The organism is Polaribacter aquimarinus (assembly GCF_003129485.1).
GTDB classification, from domain to species: Bacteria; Bacteroidota; Bacteroidia; order Flavobacteriales; family Flavobacteriaceae; genus Polaribacter; species Polaribacter aquimarinus.
On the sequence record NZ_QFFG01000005.1, the window covers coordinates 287,238 to 310,153 of the forward strand.

Genomic DNA, 22,916 nt, shown 5'->3' on the forward strand with positions numbered 1-22,916 from the left:
TTTACTATTAAAAAAGCCTCAATAGTTGATATTGAGGCTTTTTTTTAAGATTTTTTTATCCTAAAAAAGGATATTTGTAATCTTGAGGACTTACAAAAGTTTCTTTAATTAACCTTACTGATGTCCAACGTAATAAATTTTGAGCAGAACCTGCCTTGTCGTTAGTTCCAGATGATCTTGCGCCTCCAAAAGGTTGTTGACCAACAACTGCTCCTGTAGGTTTATCATTAATATAAAAGTTTCCTGCTGCATTTTCTAAAGCTTTAGATGCTTGCTCCACGATATACCTGTCAGTTGAGAAAATAGCACCAGTTAAAGCATATTCTGTAGATTCATCCACTAATTTTAATGAAGATTCCCATTCTGCATCTTCGTAAATGTAAATTGTAATTACTGGCCCAAACAACTCAGTTGTCATGGTTGCATATGTAGCAGATTTTGCTAAAATTACAGTGGGTTCAATAAAATATCCTTTAGATTTATCATGATTTCCACCTATAATAACTTCTGCATCAGAATCTGCTTTTGCAGCATCAATATATTTTGAGATTTTATCAAAAGAGCCTTCATGAATAACCGCATTTACAAAATTACTGGGATCTTCTGGAGATCCCATTTTTAATTCAGATGTTTGAACTTCTAGATGTTTTCGAACATCAGTCCAAATTGAAACAGGAATATAAGCTCTAGAAGCAGCAGAACATTTTTGACCTTGGTATTCAAAAGCACCTCTAGTAATAGCAGTCGCAACTTGTAAAGGGTTTGCGGAATTGTGTGCCCAAATAAAATCCTTACCTCCAGTTTCTCCTACAATTCTTGGATAGGTTTTATAGGTATGAATATTATTACCTATTTGTTTCCATAATTCTTTAAAAACAAAAGTAGAACCAGTAAAGTGTAATCCTGAGAAATCAGGAGAACTTAAAACTGTATCTGTAATCATTACAGGGTCACCATAAACAACATTAATAACCCCATCTGGTAAACCAGCTTCTTTAAATAAATCTACAATTACTTGAGCAGAATAGGCTTGATGATCAGAAGGTTTCCAAACAACAACATTACCCATTAATGCTGCTGAAGCTGGTAAATTAGCAGCAATAGACGTAAAGTTAAAAGGAGAAATTGCATAAACAAACCCTTCTAAGGGTCTGTACTCAACTCTATTCCAAATTCCTGGTGCAGATGCTGGTTGATCTTTAAAAATATCAGTCATGTATTGCACATTAAATCTAAAAAAATCAATCATTTCACAAGCTGCATCTATTTCAGCTTGATGTACATTCTTAGATTGTGCAATCATTGTCGCTGCGTTCATTTTCGCTCTGTAAGGTCCAGCTAATAATTCTGCAGCTTTTAAAAAAATAGAAGCACGTTCCATCCAAGAAACAGAAGACCATGCTTCTCTTGCGGCTAAAGCGGTAGTTATGGCTTTATCTATATGTTTTTTTTCTGCAATATGATATTGGCCAACAATATGTTGATGGTCGTGAGGAGGAGTAATATTTCTGGTGTTACCAGTTCTAATTTCTTCTCCATTAATGTGCATTGGTACATCAATATTGCTATTAAACATTGTTTTGTAAGTAGCTAATAATTCTTCTCTTTCGGGAGAACCAGGAGTGTATCCCTTTACAGGTTCATTAACTGCTTTCGGAACATTAAAAAATCCTCTTGTCATATTGTATGTTTTTTAGATTTAATCGACTAATTTTGAGAATTACAAAGTTACAATTTTTGTTTCAATAAATTTAAAGGATATTTAATGTCTTTTGTTGCAGTAAATTCAATAAAATTAACAAATTACAAAGTTTATCATAAATAAGATGCTATTGCCATGTGTACAGTAACTTACCTGCCTTTAGGGAAAAATGATTTTATTTTAACTTCTAATAGGGATGAAACTCCTTTAAGAAAAACTATCGAACCCAAGAAGTACATAGAAAATGGAGTGGAGTTAACTTATCCAAAAGATGAGATTGCTGGAGGAACTTGGATTGGTTTTAGTGAAAAAAAACGTTTGGTTTGTTTATTAAACGGAGGTTTTGTAAATCATCAAAGAAAATTACCTTATAAGATGAGTAGAGGTATTATTGTAAAAAATATTTTATCTTCAGATGATGGAATATTGTTTATTAATAGTTTTGATTTTGATGGAATAGAACCTTTTACTTTAATTATGGTAGATTGGAATAGTGGTTTAGAAACTTTTGAATTGATTTGGGATGGAAGTCAAAAATATTTTTCGAAACTAAAACAAGAACCAAAAATTTGGTCTTCTTCTACCTTATATACTGATGATATGAAAAATGATAGAAAAATTTGGTTTTCGAATTGGTTGCAGAATCATAAAAAATATCAACAAAAAGATATTTTAGAATTTCATCAGAATGAAAGTTTAGGAAGTACAGAAATGTCACCTAAAATGAAACGCAGTTTTGTAGAAACCGTAAGTGTTACGTCTATACAAAAAACAGATAAAATTAGTCTTGAATATATAGATTTTTTAAAGGAATTATAAAATCATAAGGGCTAAAGATACAATTAAGCCAGCGCCAATTGTGGCTACAAAACCATAACTTATATTAAGTAGTATAAATTTAAAAAACGTTTTGAAATACCCTTGTTGGTAAAACTTTTTTAATGCAATAAATAAGTATAACAGAAATAAAGTAAAAAAGACCCATACACCTGGTTTAAATTTAAAAATTAAAAATAAAAAGTATATCGAAAACAACATAAAGAAAACAGTTTGTATATGGAAAACAAATACAAGATGATCTACATAGGTGTATTTTCTTCGGATGTAAAAAAACTTTAGAAAAATTGTAAAAATTGGCAGCAGTATAAATAAAGCTACCGAACCATAAGATAATAGTTGGTTTAATTTTTCTTCTCTTGTTTCTTCGCTTTTAGCAAAAGAGTATATGGCCTTAGCTCTTGTAAATAAAAAACGATTGGTAAAGTTTTTTTCATACTTTAATGAATCTAAGGCAGGATCAATTTTTGTGTCTGGATTTACTTGTACGTATTTTACAAATTTATCTAATCTAGAATCGTCACCAAATTGAAATGTAAAATTATCATTGTTTTTTTTGGTTTTAATAGTGTCTTTTGCTTTTTCTTTAATCTTTTGTATGACTTTTTCTTTAGCTTTTTTAGGTGTAGGAATTACAAAACCATCCATTTGTTTGTCTACATTATTGATAATGGTGTCTAATTCTGCTTTGGTGAGTTTTTTCTTTTTTTGCTGAATAGAATCTTTTTTTACAGAAACAGCAGTTTCATTTTTTGTTTCTTTTGTTAATGCTTCAATTTTTTGAATAGATTGGTGTAAACCAATTAACAAGAAGAAAATAATTGAGACAGTTAAATAAAATCGAAAAGGATTAGAATATCGCTGTCTTTTTCCTTCAATAAAGTTTCTAGAAACTACTCCAGGTTTTATTAAAAGCGGAATAAGAGTATTCCAGAATTTTGCTTCGAAATTAAATAATCCATTAAATATTTCATAAATGAAACTCTTGAATGTAATTTTATTTCCTTTGTTAGCCTGTCCACAATCTGGGCAAAAATTTTCTTTACCAGAGAAAGGGTGCCCGCAATTTAGACATTCTGGGTCTTTATATACGACTACTTTTTTCTTTTTAGATTTTATTAGTTTAATAATGTTTTAGTTGAAAGTTGAAAAGTGGGAATAATTACTTTAAATTGTTCGAAAGTTTGCATGTTTATCATGGTGTAAAACCCTTTCATTGCACCGATATTTGATTCTAAAAAACAGCCAGAACTGTAAGTGTATGTGTCGTTTGGTTTTAAAACAGGTGTTTGTCCAACAACTCCCTCACCACTTACAATTTCAGTTTGATTTAGTGAATCAAAAATTTTCCAAAAACGGTCTGTTAGTTTTACCGTGTCTGAAGACTTGTTTTCTATAGTGATATAATAGCTAAATACATAGTACAACCTATTATTTCTGTAGCTTGTGCCATTAGCTTTGGTTTTTACCGAAATTTTTATGCCTTTTGTTATTTGCTGAAACATACTTAGTAAATGTAGCTTTTTTGTTTTTTATTGACAAACTTTTTTTTAAAACAAAAAAAACCACAATATTTAAGTATTGTGGTTTTTAATTTTTAACTAAAACTATTTATTAGTTTTCGGTTTTTTTAACACTACTTCTTTTTTTTGATTGAATAGCTTGCCATCGATTTTATAGCTTAACATAATGGTTTCTTTTTTATTAGAATCGGTTAAGTCAAATTTTCTAAAACCAAATAGATAATTACCTTTTGATAAAATTTCATTTATTTTTGTTGAACTTAATCCTGTACTTAAATCTTTTAGATATAAACTTTCTTTTATCTCGGTTCCATTAAGTGTGATGCTTTTAAAAGTTATATCCTTTTTAACCTTTATAGTGATATAATAGGCTAAATGATTCTTACCTTTTGAAAGTCCAGAAATATTCAATGTTTTATTAGCTTCTATAATAGATATATATTCTGAGCATCCGAAAAATAAAAACATACTAATGAGAAGAGAAAAAAGTTTTAAATGTTTCATAAATGGGTTATTTTGATAATAAAAATTTCTTAGTAGCACTGTATTTGTCATTAAAAACTCTGATTAAATATACATTATTCACTAAACTAGAAGTATTTATTTCTTTTGTAGAATTAAGTTTTCCCTTTTTTACAATTCCTCCAACAATGTTGTAAATCTCAAAACGCAAGTTGTTTAAATTTTCTTTGGTTGTAATCTTTAAAATATTATTAGTTACCGGGTTAGGATAAATATTTAAAGCAATAAAGACGTTTTTAAGATCATGAATGTTTAATGCGTTAGATGAAATATCTACAGCCCACAATCCTCTTCCAAATGTAGCAGCTACTAGTTTATCTGCTGTGTAATTGATTTCAATATCTTTAACATCTACATTAGGTAAACCGGCTCCTAATTTTGTCCAATTTTGACCATCATCAATAGTGTAATAAACGCCAATATTAGTTGCTACAAAAAGAGTGGTAGAGCTGGCGGCTTGTTTGTATAAAATTTTATTGATGATAACATCTGGTAAGTTTCCGGAAATATTTGTAAAGTTAATACCGCCATCTGTTGATTTGAATACTTTATTACCTTTATTGTATCCTTGGGATGTAACATAAATCAAGTTACTGTTTGAAGCGCTAAAATCAATAGATTCTATAGTAACATTGTTGCCGATATTTGCTGCTCCGTTGATAGAAGAAGGGGTAGAGCCATCTGTAGGTATTTTTCGAATTACATTGTTGTCTGAAATAGCTAGGACTAAATTAGCATGAGTGTTAAATTTGTAAGTTTTTGTTCCAGAATCCATGTTGGTTTCTGTTAATTGAGTTCCATCATCAACAACTTTATAAAATCCAGTCGGTAATGGATTTCCATCATCATCTGTACCTTTTCCTGCGTTTACATATAAAATAGAAGGATTGGTTCTATCTAATTCCATGTAATGATTAAAAGCTACTCCGCTAAGTTGTGTCCAATAATCTCCATTTCTTTCACCTTTAAAACCGTTGTCAGATTTAATAATAACTCCAGACTGATTTGTTCCATACCTAACATTTGGATTGTTGTAATTAATAGCAGTTTCAATTCCATCTCCTAATGCTAAAGCATACCAAACACCATCTATTTTAGAAAAACCATCATTATCTTGATTACCAACCATATAGCTATCTCCGTTAACATTTGGGTTAATAGCAACGGAATAATGTTGAGTAACTATGGTCTTAGCTGATTTATATTCAATTGTTGGTTTTTGGTCTGAATTAGATGTGTAAGTCATATAGTTTAAACCTCCATCGTTAACGCTCCAAAATTTTAAATTGCCATCTAAACTACCTAATTTATGATGATCTGAGTGAATATAATTACCGTCGCTACTATTATCGTCCCAATATCCATTTAAAGATCTATACCAAGAATTACCATTGTCTGTTGAATGTGTTCCGTTAAATTCTCCGGAAATCATCATATTGTTTTTTACAATAAGCGCTTGATTATAACCTTGCTGAGAATTATATTCTGCAGGAATTGTTCCAACGTTAGAAAAACTATTATTATTTTCATCATATTTTTTTATTTGTCCACTCATGTCTTGAATATAGAAGAGTCCATCTTCCCCAACAGTTACTGCAGTTTTATTGAAATTACCTGAAGCACCTTGCGTAATTTTCCAATTATTATCATTTGTGTAATCATTTGTAAACGCAATATCCCAAAATCCAGAATACATTATTTTTGTGCCAGAAATAGCCATTCTACCATAGCTTACATTAGTAAATTGTCCTGTAAAAGCTTCAGTCCAATTAGCACCACCGTCTGAGGTTTTACTAATTCCAGTAGTAGTACCTACAAAAACTGTATTATCATCGACCACAACTAAATCTCCAGTAAGTTTGTTTTGGTTTAAGGCAAAGGTTAAATTAGTTGATGAAAAAGTTTCTCCACCGTCTGTAGATTTTAATACACCAATAGACTTTACATGTTCAGCATCGTAATCACCAGTAGAAATGTAAATTGGTTTGGTTGTGTAGTTGTTAAAATTAGTTGTGCTAGCAGTTTTTATGTCGGTTACTCCGATACCAGCAACATTATCTAATTTGGCAGACCAAGTTGCTCCACCATCTGTGGATTTCCATATTCCACCATTTGGAGCTCCAACAAAAAGAACGTCTTTTGTTGCGTCTGAAGGATGTGCAATTCGTAAAAAAGCATTTAATCTTCCCATTTGTGGATAGTTGGAATATCCATTAGCATCAGGCAAGTCTTGTGCGCCAATATTAGACCAAGTGGGTTGATTGTTAATGTTTGATTTCTTTTCAATTCTTACAATTTTTCCATTTGAATCTAAAATTCCAGCATTATAAAATGCTAAATTTTCATCTGTAAAAGAACCATCTGGTTTTACTCTAAGACGCCAGTATTCTGCCCATCTATTGAAATGTTTGTATTCTTTTAAATCATTGATGTTGTTTAAATCGTAAGTTTTGAATTCTTCTTTCTTTTTTGCAATAATTTTAAAATAATTTGCTTTTTCTTTTTTTGCAGCTGATTTAAAATTATATTTCTCGATTCTTTGAGAAAAAATACTTACTGAAAAAAAAGTGAGTAATAAGAATACAAAAAAAAGAAATTTCTTTTGGTTTCTTTTTGGGGGAGTAATAGTTTTCATAGGTTAGGTGTTTTTAAAAAAGTTCATAGCAAAATAGCTATTTTTTTTTAAAAAATTAACTTTAGGAATAGAGAATGTGTATATAATTTATTAATTATATGAGTGTTAAGTTATTTATTTTGGTTAAAATAACCAGAACCTACACCAATAACTCTCTCATAAAAACTACCAAAAGGTTTGTAGTAAACGATGACTAAATATTCGTTTTCGGTTTCAAAAAATGAACCATTTATTTCATTTGTATTAACTTTTCCGTTCGAATTTACTGTTGCATAAGTATAATTGTAAAACCCCTGTTTAAGAAGGATGCTAGCTTTATAGGCTTTTTCATCATTATTATAAATCATCTTATTCTCTTCAGATATTGAGAAATCATTAAAAGCTCCATAGACATAAGCTTCTTTATTTCTAAAAGGTTTATCAGATAAAAGAGAAAAATGCATTATTGCATAATCAGCCTCTGTATTTGAGTTAGATGCTTCGATGGTTCTTATGATAAACTGACCATTAATATCTGGGTTAAACTTATATTCCCTGTAAGGATTGTAAGTAAAAGGATATAAATAATGATGAAAAATATCTTTTTTGATAACTTTTACTACATTTAAACTATTATTTCTAATGATTTTGGTGTCGAAGTTTAAATATTCATTACCTCCCCAAAAATTAGTCTTGTTTGTATATGTATATAATAATTGATTAGGTTTAAAAAAATTAGGTTGCAAATCTGTAATTTTTTCATTCCAATTGTTATTCTTTAAAACCACAACATTTATTTCTTGTTGTGGGTTGTTGATCCTTAAATTAGGGTGATTTACAGAAAATTGAACGGTTTGTTGAGTCTTAATCGTTTTTGCATTTCTACTTCTAATTACAGATACGCCAATAGTTGCAGCATTTTCATATAAAACAAAACGTCTAGTAAAAATAACTTCATCATCATAATTTAAAACAGACAAAAGATAGTTTCCGCTTTTTGTAATGACTGTATTTACATTCGGAATTTTAACTGAATAATGTGTATAGTTTTGAAAAGTATTAAATGAATTGGTAACATTTATAATTGTATTCTGGTCAAAACCATCTATATATTGACTTGAAGATAATCTGCTAGATTTCCAATCGTGAGTCATATGTTCTATTTTATATTGATAGTCTTTGCTATCTGCATCTAAATCATCAAAAGACAATTCTAAAACAGTACCTAAAGGAACTATTGTAGAAAAATTATTTTCTTGTAAAGGTCTTAGTTGAATTGATTTAATGTTCTGTGAAAATGATATAAAACCCACAAAAACAAAAAATAGAAGAAAGAATCTTTTTATCATTTCACAAAAATACTATTTCATTTCACATACTTTATCAAAATGTAAGCCAAATATTTATGGCTTAAACATTTATTTATTAAACCTATTATTTAGAATAATTATAAATAATAAATTTTAACGAACATATAATAAGTTTTATATTTAGAATAAACGTTAAAAGCTGTATTTTTGCGTGATTTTTTTAGATAACTAACAATTCCAATTTACTATGTCAAAAGACATTCGTATTAAAAAAGGCTTAGATATTAAGCTTGTTGGCGAAGCAGAAAAAACAACTACTAATATTTCATTAAGTAGTGTTTATGCGGTTAAGCCAGAAGACTTCCATGGAATTACACCGAAACTTACAGCTAAAGAAGGAGCTACAGTAAAAGCAGGAGAATCACTTTTTTATTCAAAAAGTGACGAACGCATTTTATTTCCAAGTCCTGTGTCTGGTAAAGTAGTTGAGGTTATTCGTGGAGCAAGAAGAAAAGTGTTAGCAGTGAAAATTGCAGCAGATACAACACAAATTTACGCTGATTTTGGTAAAAAAGATGCCGCTAAAATGTCTGGAGAAGAAGTGAAAAACCACTTGTTTACTTCTGGATGTTGGCCTTTTATTAAACAACGCCCTTACGATGTTGTAGCAAATCCAAATCAAACACCAAAAGCAATTTTTGTTTCTGGCTATGCTAGTGCACCTTTGGCTGCAGATTTAGAATATACTTTAGCCGGTAAAGATGCAGAACTACAAGCTGCAATTACAGCAATTTCTAAATTAACAGAAGGTAAGGTTCATATTTCTGTTGGTAAAAACGGAAATTCTCCATTAGCAAATATATCAGGAGTAGAAATTCATAAAGTTTCGGGGCCACATCCTTCAGGAAACGTTGGGACTCAGATAGCCAATATTGATCCTATTAATAAAGGTGAAGTGGTATGGGTTCTAACACCGCAAGATTTGGTGGTTATTGGTGAATTATTCTTAACAGGAAAATTCAACTTAGAAAGAACAATAGCTTTAACTGGTTCTAAAATTAATAAACCACAATATGTTACTGCAATTGCAGGGGCAACCATTGCAGATGTAACTTCAGAGAACTTGAATGACGATAACACAAGAATCATTAGCGGTAATGTGTTAACTGGAAAACAAGTTAAAGAGGATGGTTTCTTAGGATATTATGATAATCAAATTACAGCAATTCCAGAAGGAGACGACTATGAATTCTTTGGTTGGAATAAGCCTGTTTTTAATAAAATATCAACTTCAAGAGCAATGACTTTTTCTTGGTTAAATCCAAAGAAAAAATACGACTTAAATACTAATACAAATGGTGAGCATAGAGCATTTGTAGTTACAGGTTCTTACGAAGATGTTTTTCCATTAGATATTTATCCAATGCAATTGTTAAAAGCATTTATGTATAAAGATTTAGATGAAATGGAAGCTTTAGGAGGTTACGAAGTAGCTCCAGAAGATTTTGCACTAACAGAATTTATTTGTGTATCTAAACAACCTCATCAGAAAATTATTCGTGAAGGTTTAGATTTAATGAGAGAAGAATTAGGATAAGATTATGGGCTTAAAACAAAATTTACATAATTTAAAAGAGAAATATAAAGGTACTAAAATGGCACCTGCATTTAATGCAATCCATACCTTTTTATATTTACCAAATGAAGTGACTCACGGAGGAACTCATATTAAAGTAGCAGATGATTTAAAGCGTACGATGAATACAGTAATTATGGCTTTAATTCCGGTGTTAATCTTCGGGATGTTTAATGCTGGTTATCAACATTACGCTGCTATTGATACTTCTTTAAGAGCAGATGTGTTAGCAAACTTTTTTACTTGGGACAATCTTTGGATTGGTATTATAAAAGTATTACCATTAGTAATTGTTTCTTATGCAGTTGGTCTTGGTGTAGAATTTATTTTTGCAGTTATCAAAGGTCACGAAGTAGAAGAAGGATACTTAGTAACAGGTATGTTAGTACCATTAATTGTTCCTGTAGACACACCATTATGGATGTTAGCAGTAGCAGTAATCTTTGGTGTTGTAATTGGTAAAGAAGTATTTGGAGGAACAGGAATGAATATTTTAAATCCTGCCTTAACTATTAGAGCATTTTTATTCTTTGCTTATCCAACTTGGATGTCTGGAGATAAAGTTTGGGTTTATGATGCTGTAAATAGAACAGGAACTGCTGATGCAATTTCTGGAGAAACTATTTTAGGTAGTTACGCGCAAAACCAAGAAGTTGTATATACTACATTTGATAAATTTATGGGATTCATTCCAGGGTCAGTTGGAGAAACATCAACTTTCTTAATCTTATTAGGCGCAGCTTTTCTGATTTTTACAAAAATTGGAAGTTGGAGAATTATTGTTTCAACTTTCATAGGAGCTGCTGTAATGGGATTCATCTTTAACCAAGTTGTTGCCACAGATATTATTACAGAATCAAGCAAGTTTTATGGATTAATGAACACAGTTTGGTGGGAACACTTAATGATTGGTGGTTTAGCATTTGGTGCTGTTTATATGGCAACTGATCCTGTAACGGCATCACAAACAAATAAAGGAAAATGGATTTATGGTTTCTTAATTGGATTTATTTCAATCATGATTCGTGTTTTCAACCCTGCATATCCAGAAGGAGTATTCTTAGCAATCTTATTAATGAATGTTTTTGCTCCAACTATAGATCATTATGTAGTTCAAGGAAATGTAAAAAAGAGATTAAAACGTACTAAAGTTAAAACTGCCTAATTATGAGTAAGAGAACAGATAGTAATGTATATACAATAATATTTACCATAGTTATGGTAGTTGTTGTAGGATCGATATTAGCGTTTTTGGCATCGTCTTTAAAACCAAATATTGATGAAAATAAAAGAATAGAAAAGCAGCAAAACATCCTATATGCAATGGGTGTAAATGAAAATGATGATTCAAGTGCAAACTTTGTTTCTACGGATGTTGCTGGAACAGAATTTGCAAAATATATTAAAAAGCAAATTGTTATTCAAGGTGATAAAATTTCTGAAAATGACAAAGCTTATTTAATTGATGTAAAAAAAGAGCAAGCTTCTGCAAAAGCAGGAAATCAAAGAAGATTACCTTTATTTATTGGAGAAAAAGATGGTAAAACATTTTATGTAGCACCAATTAGAGGAAAAGGTCTTTGGGATGCCATTTGGGGATATGTAGCCATGGATGAAAATATGATTGTTCAAGGAGCATATTTTGATCATAAAGGAGAAACTCCTGGTTTAGGAGCCAACATCAAACAACGTTTCTTTATGGATGATTTTACTGGAGAACACTTAATGTCTAAAAGTGGAAACTTTAAAGGAATTACTGTTAAGAAAGGAAATAACGATCCAAAAAACGAGGATAAAACAGATTATGAAGTAGACGCAATTGCTGGTGCAACAATTACTGGTGATGGAGTTACCGCCATGATCAAATCTGATTTAGCATTGTATGCACCTTATTTTAAATCATTAAAAAAATAATTTATGGGACTTTTATCAAAAAAAGACGCAGCATTAATTAAAGATCCATTATTAGATAATAACCCAATTACAATTCAAGTATTAGGTATTTGTTCTGCATTAGCAATTACTGCAGAATTAAAAGCTTCTATTGTAATGGCAATTTCTGTAATGTTCGTTTTAGGGTTGGGTAACGTAGTAATCTCTTTAATGAGAAATATTATACCATCGAAAATTAGAATTATTGTTCAGTTAATTGTAGTTGCAACTTTAGTAATTATTGTTGATTTAGTTTTAAAAGCATTTGCTTACGAGTTAAGTAAAACACTTTCGGTTTTTGTTGGGCTAATTATTACTAACTGTATTATTATGGGACGTTTTGAAGCCTTTGCTTTAGGTAATGGTCCTTGGAGGTCTTTCTTAGACGGAATTGGGAATGCTGTGGGTTACGGGTTAATTTTAGTTGCTGTAGGTTTCTTTAGAGAGCTTTTAGGTTCTGGTACTTTATTAGGATTTAAAGTTTTAGGAGATCCGATTGAAAAAACTGGTTTATATGCAATTGGATACGAAAATAACGGTTTTATGCTATTATCACCAATGGCATTAATTGTGGTAGGTATCATTATTTGGATTCAGAGAACTAAGAACAAATCATTAATTGAAGAGCACTAGACAGTAGTGTAAAAAAATATACAATATGGAACATATAGAATTATTTTTCAAATCGATATTTATAGACAACATGGTATTCGCAACCTTTTTAGGGATGTGTTCTTACCTTGCTGTATCTAAAAAAGTATCTACTGCTGTAGGTTTAGGGGCTGCTGTAATTTTTGTATTAGCAGTTACTGTACCTTTAAACTGGTTGTTAGATCAATATATTTTAAAAGAAGGGGCATTAGTTTGGTTAGGTCCAGAATATGCAGAATACGATTTAAGTTTCTTATCATTTATCATGTTTATTGCAACCATTGCAACCATGGTTCAATTGGTAGAGATAATCGTAGAGAAATTCTCACCTTCTTTATACAATTCGTTAGGTATTTTCTTACCATTAATTGCTGTAAACTGTGCCATTTTAGGAGGAAGTTTATTTATGCAATCTCGTGAAATTGCAACATTTGGTTTGTCTGTAACTTACGGAGTTGGTTCAGGAATTGGATGGTTCTTAGCTATTTTAGCAATTGCTGCCATTCGTGAAAAAATTAGATATTCTTCTGTTCCTCCAGCATTAAGAGGATTAGGAATTACATTCATCATCACAGGATTAATGGCAATTGGATTTATGAGTTTTGGTGGAATGTTAACTGGAGGTGATGAGAAGAAAGAAGAAAAACCAAAGGTTGAAGCACAAGTAGAGAAAGAAGAAGTTAAAAAAGAGGCTAAAGAAATTGTAGCTGAAAACACAACTATAAACTAAACAAGAATGATATTAGCAGCAGGTACAACAGGTACTATTATCGCAACTGTAGCAGCTTTTTTATTATTAACACTGTTATTAGTAGCTTTATTATTATTTGTAAAACAAAAATTATCTCCATCTGGTCCAGTTAAGATTACCATTAACGGAGAAAAAGAAATTGAAGTAGGTTCTGGTAGTACATTATTAACCACTTTAGGAAACGAAAAAATATTTTTACCATCAGCTTGTGGTGGTGGAGGTTCTTGTATTCAATGTGAATGTCACGTTTTAGAAGGTGGAGGAGAAGCATTACCAACTGAAGTACCACACTTTACAAAGAAAGAATTAAAAGCTGGTGCACGTTTGGCGTGTCAAGTAAAAGTAAAACAAGATATGAACATTACAATTCCAGAAGAGGTTTTTGGAATTAAAAAATGGGACGCAACTGTTGTTAGAAATTATAATGTAGCTTCATTTATCAAAGAATTCGTTGTAGAAATTCCTGAAGATATGGGCTATAAAGCAGGTGGATATATTCAAATTGAAATTCCTCCTTGTACTGTAAATTATAAAGACATTGATATTACTGCACATCCAGAAGAGCATGAAACGCCTGATAAATTTCAAGCAGAATGGGATAAATTTGGTCTTTGGCCATTAGTAATGAAAAATGATGAACTAGTAGAACGTGCCTATTCTATGGCTTCTTATCCAGCAGAAGGTAGAGAAATTATGCTAAACGTACGTATTGCTACTCCACCATGGGATAGAGCTAAAAATGGTTGGATGGATGTGAATCCAGGTGTTGCATCATCTTATATTTTCAACTTGAAAAAAGGAGATAAATGTGTAATTTCTGGTCCTTATGGTGAGTTCTTTATTAACGAATCTGAAGCTGAAATGTTATATGTAGGTGGTGGTGCAGGTATGGCTCCAATGCGTTCTCACTTATATCACTTATTCAGAACCTTAAAGACAGGTAGAAAAGTAACTTATTGGTATGGAGGACGTTCTAAAAGAGAGTTATTCTATTTAGATCACTTCTACAAATTAGAAAAAGATTTTCCTAACTTTAAGTTTTACCTAGCCTTATCCGAACCAATGGAAGAAGATAATTGGAAGGTTAAAAAAGATATTGATTCAGAAGGAGATGGTTTTGTTGGTTTTATTCACAATTGTGTAATAGAGAACTATTTAAATCATCATGATGCTCCAGAAGATATCGAATTATATTTCTGTGGTCCACCATTAATGAACAAAGCGGTTCAAAAAATGGGAGAAGATTTTGGAATTCCAGATGAAAACATTCGATTTGATGATTTTGGAGGCTAGACTTCAGTAAGAAAGCTTAAAAAACCGATTCAGAAATGAATCGGTTTTTTTATGCTAAAAATGTTTCTAAATGATAAACAGGTTCGCCATTTTCATGCTCAAAAAGTTTAGAATAATCCATTATATTATCGATGTTGTCTAATTGACACAATAAATCTACCACAGCAGAAAGCCCGTTAAATAAATTGTCTTTTGAAGTAGGATTTATAGGTTTAGGATTATAATGACATAAAGGTGTTTTAAAACCACAGGCTTCTAAAAAGACTTTTTCTATTTTTAAGATTTCTAAAGGTGAATATCCGTTGAATTTTCTCTCTAAGTTTTGATGAACCCTCCCAACATAATTCAACTCTAAAGAACCGTGTTCATTAGATAAATGTTTCCAGCTGTCATGATTATCTAGAATATTACCCACAGCACAAGCGGCACAATCTTCAGGATTCAATCTGTTATTATGATAAGCATTGTATAGTTTTAACAAAGCTTCTTCTAATCGTTTTGTAGTTTTCATATCATCATAATTTTCTTCAACACTTAAAAATAGGAAATAATTAAATTGAAGTCAATTTTTAGAATGTTAAAGTTGATTTTTTTATTCCTTAAATTTCAGTAGTTTAGTAAAATTAAAATCAATAAATGAACTGGACTAATTACCTCATCATATTTATTTGCGTTGTTGCAACTGTTAGTTTGTTTCTATATTTTTTTCAAGAACGATTTTTATTCCACCCAGAAAAACTGCCAAAAGATTTTCAATTTCAGTATGAAAATCAAGAAGTAAAAGAATATAATTTAGAAATTAAAGATGGAGTTATAATCAATGGATTGCATTTCAAAGCTAAAAATTCTAAAGGTTTAGTATACTATTTAAAGGGCAACACAAAAAGCATTAAAGGATGGGGGAAATTTGCAGTAGATTTTACTTTACACAATTACGATGTTATCATGATTGATTATCGTGGATTTGGAAAAAGTACTGGTAAAATGAGTCAAGAAAGCATGAAGCAAGATGCTTTATATGTCTATGATAAGTTGAAAGAAGTGGTTAAAGAAGAAAATATAATTGTTTACGGACGTTCTTTAGGTACTGGTTTAGCAACCAAAGTTGCTTCTATGAACAACCCAAAAATGTTAGTTTTAGCTTGTCCATATTTTAGTATGAAAAAAAATGCAAAACGTTATTTACCTTTTATACCTTTAGGTTTGGTAATGCGTTATTCGATGCCAACTTATAAATGGATTAAGTATGTAAAATGCCCAATAAAAATTATTCACGGAACGAATGATAAAGTAATAAAATTTGCGTCTAGTCTTAGGTTGTCTAAAATGAAACCTGATCAAACAAAATTATTTCCAATAATTGGTGGCGGACATAAAGATTTGCATAATTTTGAAAGCTATCACAAAACTTTACGAGAAATTTTAACTTCTACAGAAGAACATCAAATTGATAGAGAAAAAACAAGTATCGATTTTATAAGAACTAAAAAAGGAAAGAAAAAGTGATTAAAAAAATTATTGCTTCCATCAGTTTTATATTGATTATTGGAATGGTGTTTTTCTACTTTTTTCAAGAGAAATTCATTTTTATCAATTGGAAAAAATTAGACAGAAATTATCAATACAAATTTTCGAATCAATTTGAAGAAGTTTTTGTGAAAAGGGATGGAGACAATGAAATCAATGCATTGCATTTTAAATTACCCAATCCAAAAGGAGTTGTTTTGTTTTGTCATGGAAATAAAGGAAACTTAACACGATGGGGAAACAGAGTTTCATACTTTTTAAAATACAATTACGAAGTCTTAGTTTTTGATTACCGTAATTACGGAAAAAGCACAGGGGATTTTGATGAAGAAGCAATGTATAATGATGCACTTTCTGTTTACGATCACCTAAAAAAGTCATACAATGAAGATAAAATTGTGGTTTACGGTTTCTCTTTAGGAGGAACTTTTGCAATCAAAATAGCAGCTAAAAATAAACCTAAAGAACTCATTTTAGAAGCACCTTTTTTTAATCTAAAAAAAGCATTGCAATGCTATTCTAAATTAGCACCAACATTTTTGTTGAGATATAAATTTAGATCAGATTTGGATATTTCTTATGTAACTATACCCATTACTATTTTTCATGGAAATGAAGATAAAACAACTTCTTTTCAACAGTCTGAAAAACTATTAAAAAGAAATAAAAACAAAAAAAATCAATTTATAGCTATTGATGGAGGTACACATCATAATGTAAGAACATTTAAGAAATATAAACAAAAACTTAAAGAAATTTTAGAACGATAGTTTACTCTTGCTATTTTAAATCGTATTTTTGATATTCAGATTAAAAGAAGATGAAGCGATTAGAAAAGATTTTAAAAAAGAACAAGTATATCAAAATTAAGCTACAGAAAATTGCTACCAATCATTTAGAATTAAAAGCTAAAATTAACGGAGTTAAGGGCAGTTTTATTTTAGATACTGGTGCTTCAAACTCTTGCGTAGGTTTGGATTTGATTGATCGTTTTAATTTAGATGCTCAAGAAAGTGAAACTAAAGCAGCGGGGGCAGGAGCTACAGATATGGAAACACAACAATCAGAAAACAATTTTTTAAAAATCGGTGAATGGAAAACTAAGAAATGCCATTTGGTACTTTTTAATTTATCGCATGTAAACACAGCATTAGAACAACATCATGCCAACAAAGTTCATGGAATAATTGGTGCAGATATTTTACAAAAAGGAAAAGCATTTATAGACTACAATAAAAACGTATTGTATTTAAAAAAGACAAATAAATAATTAATTTAAAATAGAAAAGAATGAGTTTGCAAAAACAAGTAATGGAGAAAATGAAAGAAGCGATGAAAGCAAAAGACACTGTTGCTTTACAAGCTTTAAGAGCAGTGAAATCTGCATTTTTATTAGCAAAAACTGAGACTGGTGCTGGAGATGATTTAACAGAAGACCAAGAGATGAAAATCATTCAGAAGCAAGTAAAACAAAGAAAGGATAGTGCAGATGTTTTTCTAAAACAAGGAAGAGAAGATTTAGCTAATCCTGAATTGGCAGAAATTGCTGTTTTAGAACAGTTTTTACCAGAAGCTTTATCTGAAGAAGAAATTGAAGGTGTCGTTATTTCTACAATAGAAGGAATTGGAGCATCTGGAATGAAAGATATGGGGAAGGTTATGGGAATTGTGTCTAAAGAATTAGCAGGACAAGCAGATGGTAAAATCATTTCGCAATTTGTTAAAAAACATTTAATGAGTTAAACATCAATAAAGGCTCCATAGTTCAACTGAATAGAATATCAGATTTCGGCTCTGAGGGTTGCAGGTTTGAATCCTGCTGGAGTCACAAAGAAATAAAAAAGCGACCGGTTGGTCGCTTTTTTATTTCTTATATTAATGTAGTTATTCTATGATTACTTTTTTATTAATATCTCCTTTATCAGAATTTAATTTAACAATATAAACACCAGCTGGTAAGCTTCTTTTAATTTTCAGTTCAAAGTTTTCTTTTTGTTCTTTGATATTCCAAACAGAAACTGTTTTTCCTAAAAGGTTTATTAGTTTTACTTTATTAATTTCTACTTTTTGATTTTTCTTAATATTCACAAAATCGTTCTTATTGTCTATATATATGTTTGTGAATGCATTTACTGTAGATTCTGTAACATATAGTGAACTTGTTGGTTTAAACGCCAATACAAACCTTTCTGAATAGGTCCCATTTTCTAATGTAATTTTAGCTTTGCCATTAATCACATCATAAGAATCTCCTGTGAGTTTATCTATAATGTAAACATTATCAGTTACATTTTTCATTTCATCTACTTTAATTTCGATATCACCAGAATAGTTTATAACTACTTCTAAAGGAACTTCTAAGTTAGAAGAAATTGCATTAACACCAGCAATGACATATTTATCTTCATCTCCTGGGAACTTCCAATAAAAATCTGTGCTTCCAATATCGTAGATTTGTGCATCATATCCTTTATCGTAAGCAAATGAGGTAAATTGACTGAATGAAATTGCAATTTGCCTATGATACTCATTACCATCTGATGTATCTTTAAAGTCCATTCCTAACTTAATTACAGGTAGATTTGTTATGCTATTAGCATTAGACTTTGCTCTAGAACGTAAGAAAACAGCATCTGTACCTTCAAGTTTGAACTCTCTTTGACTATTGTTAAAGGTAATGGTACCTCCATCAGCATCACCAGAAACAAAAAATCCTTGTCCTATCGGAATATAAGCTTTAGGTTCGGTGTATGTAATTCCTTCTCCACCAAGATTTGGAGCACAAGAAACCTCACCATCGTCAGTAAGATTTAAATAATCTATTCGAATTGGATCGTTATTAGTGGATGATAAAGTAATATTACTTCCAGTAACAATACAAAGCGGGATTTCTGCAATATTTAATGTATCTGCTGTAGCCGGAAGTTGAAAATCTAATTTAAATTCATTATTCTCTTTAATTCGAATAAGTTTTCCATCACTGGTTTTATATCTTATTCTTAAAGTATCTATTCCTTTAGGTATATTTTTAAAGATGATAGAATCTGTAGCAGAATCAAGTAAAATAATGTCTGCTGTAGATTGAGCTTGCCCTCCATTTACTGATTGTCCATCAGTAATATTTTCTGTAGTCCCACTATAAGTAGCACTTTCTGCTTGTAAATCTGTGTTTATTGACCCACTTGTAGCATTTTTAGCTGTTACACCCGTTGCAATGGTTCTTGTAGCATATCCACCAATATATCCTGCAAATGTATGACCCTGTATAGAGGTGTCAGTATTACTTTCACTAGCGTGTTCCCAAAAGTAGAGAGTACCGGTAATAGAGTTAGTGTTGTCTTCTATAAATTCTTTTACACTGATTGACGAGGCATAAGGGTTAGCAACTAAATACGATTCATCTCCACCAACTGTAGTGGTTAAAGTTCCATCTTTAGGAATCCCCATAAAAGTGTAATTTTGTGGTCTTCCAGGACCTTTAAAGATAAAACCGTCTGTATTAGGGATAGGTGTATTGCTTCTTTTTTGAACCCAACTAGCTCTTGTTCCTCCATTAGCAGCATAGGTGTACATCCAATAATCTGCTAATTGTATAGGTACATTTGGGCTATTGATAAAATTGCCGTCGAAACCACCAATAAAAGTTATGTCTTTAGCAATACCTGTAGCAGTTGAAGCATTAATAACTCCATCAAAATTAGTAGGATTAGTACCATCCTTTAAAACGCTAGCAACTGTATAATTTGTAGCTCCTGAAGTGTTTTTTACTGGTGAACCGACATAGTTATATCTAAACTTGCTAGGAACGGTAGAGTTTTGATCTACTAATAATCTTCCAGAACCATTAACCAAACTTGCAGAAGTATGAGTTTGAATAAATTGAGCTTCGCTATTTGCAGAAGCTCCTGATGAATTCATTAAACGAATATCACCATTTAAAACTACATCATTGGTAACTACTAATAAATTATCTGTAATTCCTAATTTACGAGAAGCGTTTACAGTTAACTTTCGAGCACTTAATTTATTTGAAGTATGATTGTAATCTTCATCGATTACCACAAAACGAGAACGATCTGGATACCCATTAGACCATGCAGCACCTGTTCTGGTGGTAATGTTAATTCTATGCAAACCTAACAGGGTATTGGCATCTGTATTCGAATTGACAATCTCAGAAATTAAAGGGTCATGTGGATGTCTTTCTGCACCTCCAGCACCTAATAATCTATATGGATTTAATGCGTCATCTACAAAAACCACCCATTCTGCTGGAGTGTAATTTGCATTTGTAGTAAGTGTTTCATCTATTCTTACATAAGATGTTCTATTACCAACTGATGTGATAGCATCATACCTATCTGCCCAAGAGGTACCAAAAATAGTTAGTGATAAAGTAATAATGTCATCTCCTCCCTCTATATCTGTTAGCAAATCATTATCTACAATACTTGCGTCTGCACCTAAATTAGCAATAACATTACTTGCATTTTTAAATAAAATAGATTTCCCTGGAGCTAATGATGTTGGTACTGTGTATGCTACATCTGGTATAACTCCTGTTTGATCTCCTGTTTTGTTTTTATATAATTGTATTTTAATTAAATTACCATCAATAGAATTGACAGTACTCACATTGGTAATTTCTATCCATCTTTCATTACCAACTTGATATACTTGAGTTATCATAGGAGTTCCTTGAGAACCTACTGTATCTCTATAATCTAAATCTCCAAAAGGACTCGTTGCATCATTATCTCCATCACCTAAATTACCTGCCGCTGGTGGATTGTGATTATCATTTACAGTTGAGCCTGAAATACCAGAATCGTCATTATCGTCAAAAATATCATATAAACCATCCCCATCAGAATCTCCTCCAGTTAAAGTATCGTCATCATTGTTTTCTTGTAAATCTGTTAAACCGTCATTATCTGAATCTGAATCTATATAATCTGGATTGTCTGTACCATCTGTGTTTTCTGGATTTAATCCAACAAAACCTCCTGTTTCGTAATTATCATCTACACCATTATTATTGGCATCTGTAATTCCTGTACCAACTCCAGAAGGGGCTATATAACCAGTGGTTGGTTGCCCTTCTATATTATCTGGAATTCCATCATTATCAGCATCGATATCTAAATAATCTGGCAATGTATCTATATCTGAACTTGTTGGTGTATTTCCAGTACCCGCAGAACTTGGAACTCCATTATCATTAACTCCTGTACCAACTGTACCATCTGCTCTTCCATCTCTGTCTGCATCTGTACCTCCAGATTCGATTACATCTGGAATACCATCATTATCTGAATCTAAATCTAAATGATTTGGTATACCATCTCCATCTGAATCTGTAGTTGTTTCAGGAGTAGTTACACAATTTGATTCAACTGTAACCTCTGTTATTTCAATTCTACTTGAATTTCTTATTGTCATATCTATTAATAGATACTGTGTAGATGCATTTAATGTGTAAATAAAAAATCCACTAGTACCCAAACCTTGGTAATTTACCTGTAAAGGATTTGTGCCAGGTGTATTAGTTGTGCTTGTTGCAACTTGTGTTATGGTATGTTGGTTGACATTTGCAGAACCATTTTGCCACCAATCGAAACGAATTGTACTCATTGATTCTCTTACACTACCTAAATCAATCACTGCATAATGAGTTGTTCTATTCATTGCTAAACCTTCATCAGCTGTCACAACACCGTCATTGATTTCAGGAAATGGAGCTACTGCTTGTCCTGATTGTACACTGTTACCACCTACTCCATCAACAGGCGCGTTGATTGTTGTACAGTTAGTGCTTTCTGCTGTATACCCCTCTTCAGTATCTAAAATACCATCATTGTCATCATCTAAATCATCTACATCAGCAATACCATCATTATCAGAATCTAACCCAGGAGTATCTCTGTAATCTACGTTTCCACCTGAACCAATATCACCATCTGTATCTCCAAAAGAGTTTACGATTGATGTTGTATCTGTAATTGTAGTAGTTGGAGTAACACCATCATTTACGGTAGAACCTGAGATACCAGAATCATCATTGTCATCAAAAACATCTACCAAGCCATCACCATCAGTATCAGTTGCAGAGAATGTATCTCCATCTCCATTCTCATTTACGTCTAAAATACCGTCATTATCTGCATCTGTATCCTGATAATCTGGATTATCTATATTATCTGTATTTGTTGGATCTAAACCAATATTACCTCCAACTTCGTAATTGTCGTCTACACCATTATTATTAACATCTGTAATACCAGTACCTACGCCACTTGGTGCCACATAACCGTTTGTTGTTTGTCCTTCTATATTATCTGGAATACCATCGTTATCTGCATCGATATCTAAATAATCAGGTAGAGTGTCTCCATCTGCAGTTGCTGTTGGTGTATTTCCTGCACCTGCAGAACTTGGTACACCTTCTGTATTCCCAGAAGTACCAACGCTACCATCTGCTCTACCATCTCTATTAGCATCTGTACCTCCGGATTCGATTACATCTGGAATACCATCGTTATCTGAATCTAAATCTAATGAATTTGGAATTCCATCACCATCTGCATCACAAAATATGAGTCCTGGACTAAACGTTAT

At 31.4% G+C, this 22,916-nt stretch carries 19 protein-coding genes, 1 tRNA gene and 1 pseudogene; 12 read left to right on the forward strand and 9 right to left on the reverse strand.

Annotated elements, in window-relative coordinates:
* Nucleotides 1–55 precede the first annotated feature (55 nt).
* Nucleotides 56–1,681: an L-glutamate gamma-semialdehyde dehydrogenase gene (gene pruA, locus DIS07_RS12335; RefSeq protein WP_109405560.1), complete on the reverse strand. Its 1,626-nt coding sequence runs from the start codon at nucleotides 1,679–1,681 to the stop codon at nucleotides 56–58.
* 156 nt (nucleotides 1,682–1,837) lie between these two features.
* Between pruA and DIS07_RS12340 the strand changes: the two genes are divergently transcribed.
* Entirely contained in the window at nucleotides 1,838–2,521 is a 684-nt protein-coding gene (locus tag DIS07_RS12340; protein WP_109405561.1) for an NRDE family protein, read from the forward strand.
* Here DIS07_RS12340 and DIS07_RS12345 read toward each other — a convergent pair.
* The 6 genes and pseudogenes from DIS07_RS12345 to DIS07_RS12365 all read right to left on the reverse strand — a co-directional run bounded on the left by DIS07_RS12345 (nucleotide 2,516) and on the right by DIS07_RS12365 (nucleotide 8,547).
* Entirely contained in the window at nucleotides 2,516–3,349 is an 834-nt protein-coding gene (locus DIS07_RS12345) for a hypothetical protein (RefSeq protein ID WP_235869138.1), read from the reverse strand. The two genes, DIS07_RS12340 and DIS07_RS12345, sit on opposite strands and share 6 nt — an antisense overlap.
* Before the next feature lie 12 nt (nucleotides 3,350–3,361).
* Nucleotides 3,362–3,670 (reverse strand): annotated as a pseudogene (locus DIS07_RS15250) (DUF3667 domain-containing protein); the annotation flags it as partial.
* The gene (gene apaG / locus DIS07_RS12350) at nucleotides 3,658–4,044 is read right to left on the reverse strand and encodes a Co2+/Mg2+ efflux protein ApaG (protein WP_109405562.1); all 387 of its coding nucleotides are present in this window, start codon (nucleotides 4,042–4,044) and stop codon (nucleotides 3,658–3,660) included. The gene apaG and the pseudogene DIS07_RS15250, both read right to left, overlap by 13 nt.
* 102 nt (nucleotides 4,045–4,146) lie before the next feature.
* A complete protein-coding gene (locus DIS07_RS12355; RefSeq protein ID WP_146190733.1) occupies nucleotides 4,147–4,566 on the reverse strand; it encodes a hypothetical protein in 420 nt (139 codons plus the stop codon).
* Nucleotides 4,567–4,573: 7 nt separating this feature from the next.
* Nucleotides 4,574–7,219, reverse strand: coding sequence for a T9SS type A sorting domain-containing protein (locus DIS07_RS12360; RefSeq protein ID WP_109405564.1), 2,646 nt, complete (start codon nucleotides 7,217–7,219; stop codon nucleotides 4,574–4,576).
* Between the two features lie 110 nt (nucleotides 7,220–7,329).
* Complete coding sequence (locus tag DIS07_RS12365) at nucleotides 7,330–8,547, reverse strand: type IX secretion system plug protein (protein ID WP_109405565.1); 1,218 nt, start codon at nucleotides 8,545–8,547, stop codon at nucleotides 7,330–7,332.
* Between the two features lie 208 nt (nucleotides 8,548–8,755).
* Between DIS07_RS12365 and DIS07_RS12370 the strand changes: the two genes are divergently transcribed.
* The 6 genes from DIS07_RS12370 to nqrF are packed head-to-tail and all read left to right on the forward strand — an operon-like array spanning nucleotide 8,756 to nucleotide 14,771.
* Complete coding sequence (locus DIS07_RS12370; protein WP_109405566.1) at nucleotides 8,756–10,105, forward strand: Na(+)-translocating NADH-quinone reductase subunit A; 1,350 nt, start codon at nucleotides 8,756–8,758, stop codon at nucleotides 10,103–10,105.
* A gap of 4 nt (nucleotides 10,106–10,109) precedes the next feature.
* Nucleotides 10,110–11,309 (forward strand): NADH:ubiquinone reductase (Na(+)-transporting) subunit B, encoded by a 1,200-nt coding sequence (locus DIS07_RS12375; RefSeq protein WP_109405567.1) that lies wholly within the window; start codon nucleotides 10,110–10,112, stop codon nucleotides 11,307–11,309.
* A gap of 2 nt (nucleotides 11,310–11,311) precedes the next feature.
* Nucleotides 11,312–12,058 (forward strand): Na(+)-translocating NADH-quinone reductase subunit C, encoded by a 747-nt coding sequence (locus tag DIS07_RS12380; RefSeq protein WP_109405568.1) that lies wholly within the window; start codon nucleotides 11,312–11,314, stop codon nucleotides 12,056–12,058.
* Between the two features lie 3 nt (nucleotides 12,059–12,061).
* Nucleotides 12,062–12,709 carry an NADH:ubiquinone reductase (Na(+)-transporting) subunit D gene (locus tag DIS07_RS12385; protein WP_109405569.1) on the forward strand — a complete coding sequence of 216 codons (648 nt, stop codon included), beginning with the start codon at nucleotides 12,062–12,064 and terminating at the stop codon, nucleotides 12,707–12,709.
* Nucleotides 12,710–12,734: 25 nt separating this feature from the next.
* Entirely contained in the window at nucleotides 12,735–13,457 is a 723-nt protein-coding gene (nqrE, locus tag DIS07_RS12390) for an NADH:ubiquinone reductase (Na(+)-transporting) subunit E (protein ID WP_109405570.1), read from the forward strand.
* A gap of 6 nt (nucleotides 13,458–13,463) precedes the next feature.
* A complete protein-coding gene (gene nqrF / locus DIS07_RS12395; protein WP_109405571.1) occupies nucleotides 13,464–14,771 on the forward strand; it encodes an NADH:ubiquinone reductase (Na(+)-transporting) subunit F in 1,308 nt (435 codons plus the stop codon).
* A 49-nt stretch (nucleotides 14,772–14,820) separates the two neighbouring features.
* On the opposite strand, the gene DIS07_RS12400 is transcribed toward nqrF, so the two are convergent.
* Nucleotides 14,821–15,282 carry a Na(+)-translocating NADH-quinone reductase subunit F gene (locus tag DIS07_RS12400; protein ID WP_109405572.1) on the reverse strand — a complete coding sequence of 154 codons (462 nt, stop codon included), beginning with the start codon at nucleotides 15,280–15,282 and terminating at the stop codon, nucleotides 14,821–14,823.
* A gap of 125 nt (nucleotides 15,283–15,407) precedes the next feature.
* Between DIS07_RS12400 and DIS07_RS12405 the strand changes: the two genes are divergently transcribed.
* The 5 genes from DIS07_RS12405 (at nucleotide 15,408) to DIS07_RS12425 (ending at nucleotide 18,126) form a co-directional block, all read left to right on the forward strand.
* Entirely contained in the window at nucleotides 15,408–16,277 is an 870-nt protein-coding gene (locus DIS07_RS12405) for an alpha/beta hydrolase (RefSeq protein ID WP_109405573.1), read from the forward strand.
* Nucleotides 16,274–17,068: an alpha/beta hydrolase gene (locus DIS07_RS12410; protein ID WP_235869139.1), complete on the forward strand. Its 795-nt coding sequence runs from the start codon at nucleotides 16,274–16,276 to the stop codon at nucleotides 17,066–17,068. Before DIS07_RS12405 ends, DIS07_RS12410 begins: the two co-directional genes overlap by 4 nt.
* 50 nt (nucleotides 17,069–17,118) lie before the next feature.
* Complete coding sequence (locus DIS07_RS12415; protein ID WP_109405574.1) at nucleotides 17,119–17,568, forward strand: retropepsin-like aspartic protease; 450 nt, start codon at nucleotides 17,119–17,121, stop codon at nucleotides 17,566–17,568.
* Between the two features lie 20 nt (nucleotides 17,569–17,588).
* Nucleotides 17,589–18,041, forward strand: a complete 453-nt coding sequence (locus DIS07_RS12420) for a GatB/YqeY domain-containing protein (RefSeq protein WP_109405575.1) — start codon at nucleotides 17,589–17,591, stop codon at nucleotides 18,039–18,041.
* An 11-nt stretch (nucleotides 18,042–18,052) separates the two neighbouring features.
* Nucleotides 18,053–18,126 (forward strand) — tRNA-Arg (locus DIS07_RS12425).
* A 56-nt stretch (nucleotides 18,127–18,182) separates the two neighbouring features.
* Here the strand turns inward: DIS07_RS12425 and DIS07_RS12430 are convergent.
* The coding region (locus tag DIS07_RS12430; RefSeq protein ID WP_146190734.1) for a T9SS type A sorting domain-containing protein at nucleotides 18,183–22,916 on the reverse strand (4,734 nt) is incomplete at its 5' end.

Coding starts and splice junctions, on each gene's coding strand:
- DIS07_RS12420 (WP_109405575.1), top strand. CDS start 17,589: ATGAGTTTGCAAAAACAAGTAATGGAGAAAATGAAAGAAGCGATGAAA.
- DIS07_RS12360 (WP_109405564.1), bottom strand. CDS start 7,219: ATGAAAACTATTACTCCCCCAAAAAGAAACCAAAAGAAATTTCTTTTT.
- DIS07_RS12415 (WP_109405574.1), top strand. CDS start 17,119: ATGAAGCGATTAGAAAAGATTTTAAAAAAGAACAAGTATATCAAAATT.
- DIS07_RS12375 (WP_109405567.1), top strand. CDS start 10,110: ATGGGCTTAAAACAAAATTTACATAATTTAAAAGAGAAATATAAAGGT.
- DIS07_RS12380 (WP_109405568.1), top strand. CDS start 11,312: ATGAGTAAGAGAACAGATAGTAATGTATATACAATAATATTTACCATA.
- nqrE (WP_109405570.1), top strand. CDS start 12,735: ATGGAACATATAGAATTATTTTTCAAATCGATATTTATAGACAACATG.
- DIS07_RS12400 (WP_109405572.1), bottom strand. CDS start 15,282: ATGAAAACTACAAAACGATTAGAAGAAGCTTTGTTAAAACTATACAAT.
- DIS07_RS12385 (WP_109405569.1), top strand. CDS start 12,062: ATGGGACTTTTATCAAAAAAAGACGCAGCATTAATTAAAGATCCATTA.
- DIS07_RS12370 (WP_109405566.1), top strand. CDS start 8,756: ATGTCAAAAGACATTCGTATTAAAAAAGGCTTAGATATTAAGCTTGTT.
- apaG (WP_109405562.1), bottom strand. CDS start 4,044: ATGTTTCAGCAAATAACAAAAGGCATAAAAATTTCGGTAAAAACCAAA.
- nqrF (WP_109405571.1), top strand. CDS start 13,464: ATGATATTAGCAGCAGGTACAACAGGTACTATTATCGCAACTGTAGCA.
- pruA (WP_109405560.1), bottom strand. CDS start 1,681: ATGACAAGAGGATTTTTTAATGTTCCGAAAGCAGTTAATGAACCTGTA.
- DIS07_RS12405 (WP_109405573.1), top strand. CDS start 15,408: ATGAACTGGACTAATTACCTCATCATATTTATTTGCGTTGTTGCAACT.
- DIS07_RS12355 (WP_146190733.1), bottom strand. CDS start 4,566: ATGAAACATTTAAAACTTTTTTCTCTTCTCATTAGTATGTTTTTATTT.
- DIS07_RS12340 (WP_109405561.1), top strand. CDS start 1,838: ATGTGTACAGTAACTTACCTGCCTTTAGGGAAAAATGATTTTATTTTA.
- DIS07_RS12365 (WP_109405565.1), bottom strand. CDS start 8,547: ATGATAAAAAGATTCTTTCTTCTATTTTTTGTTTTTGTGGGTTTTATA.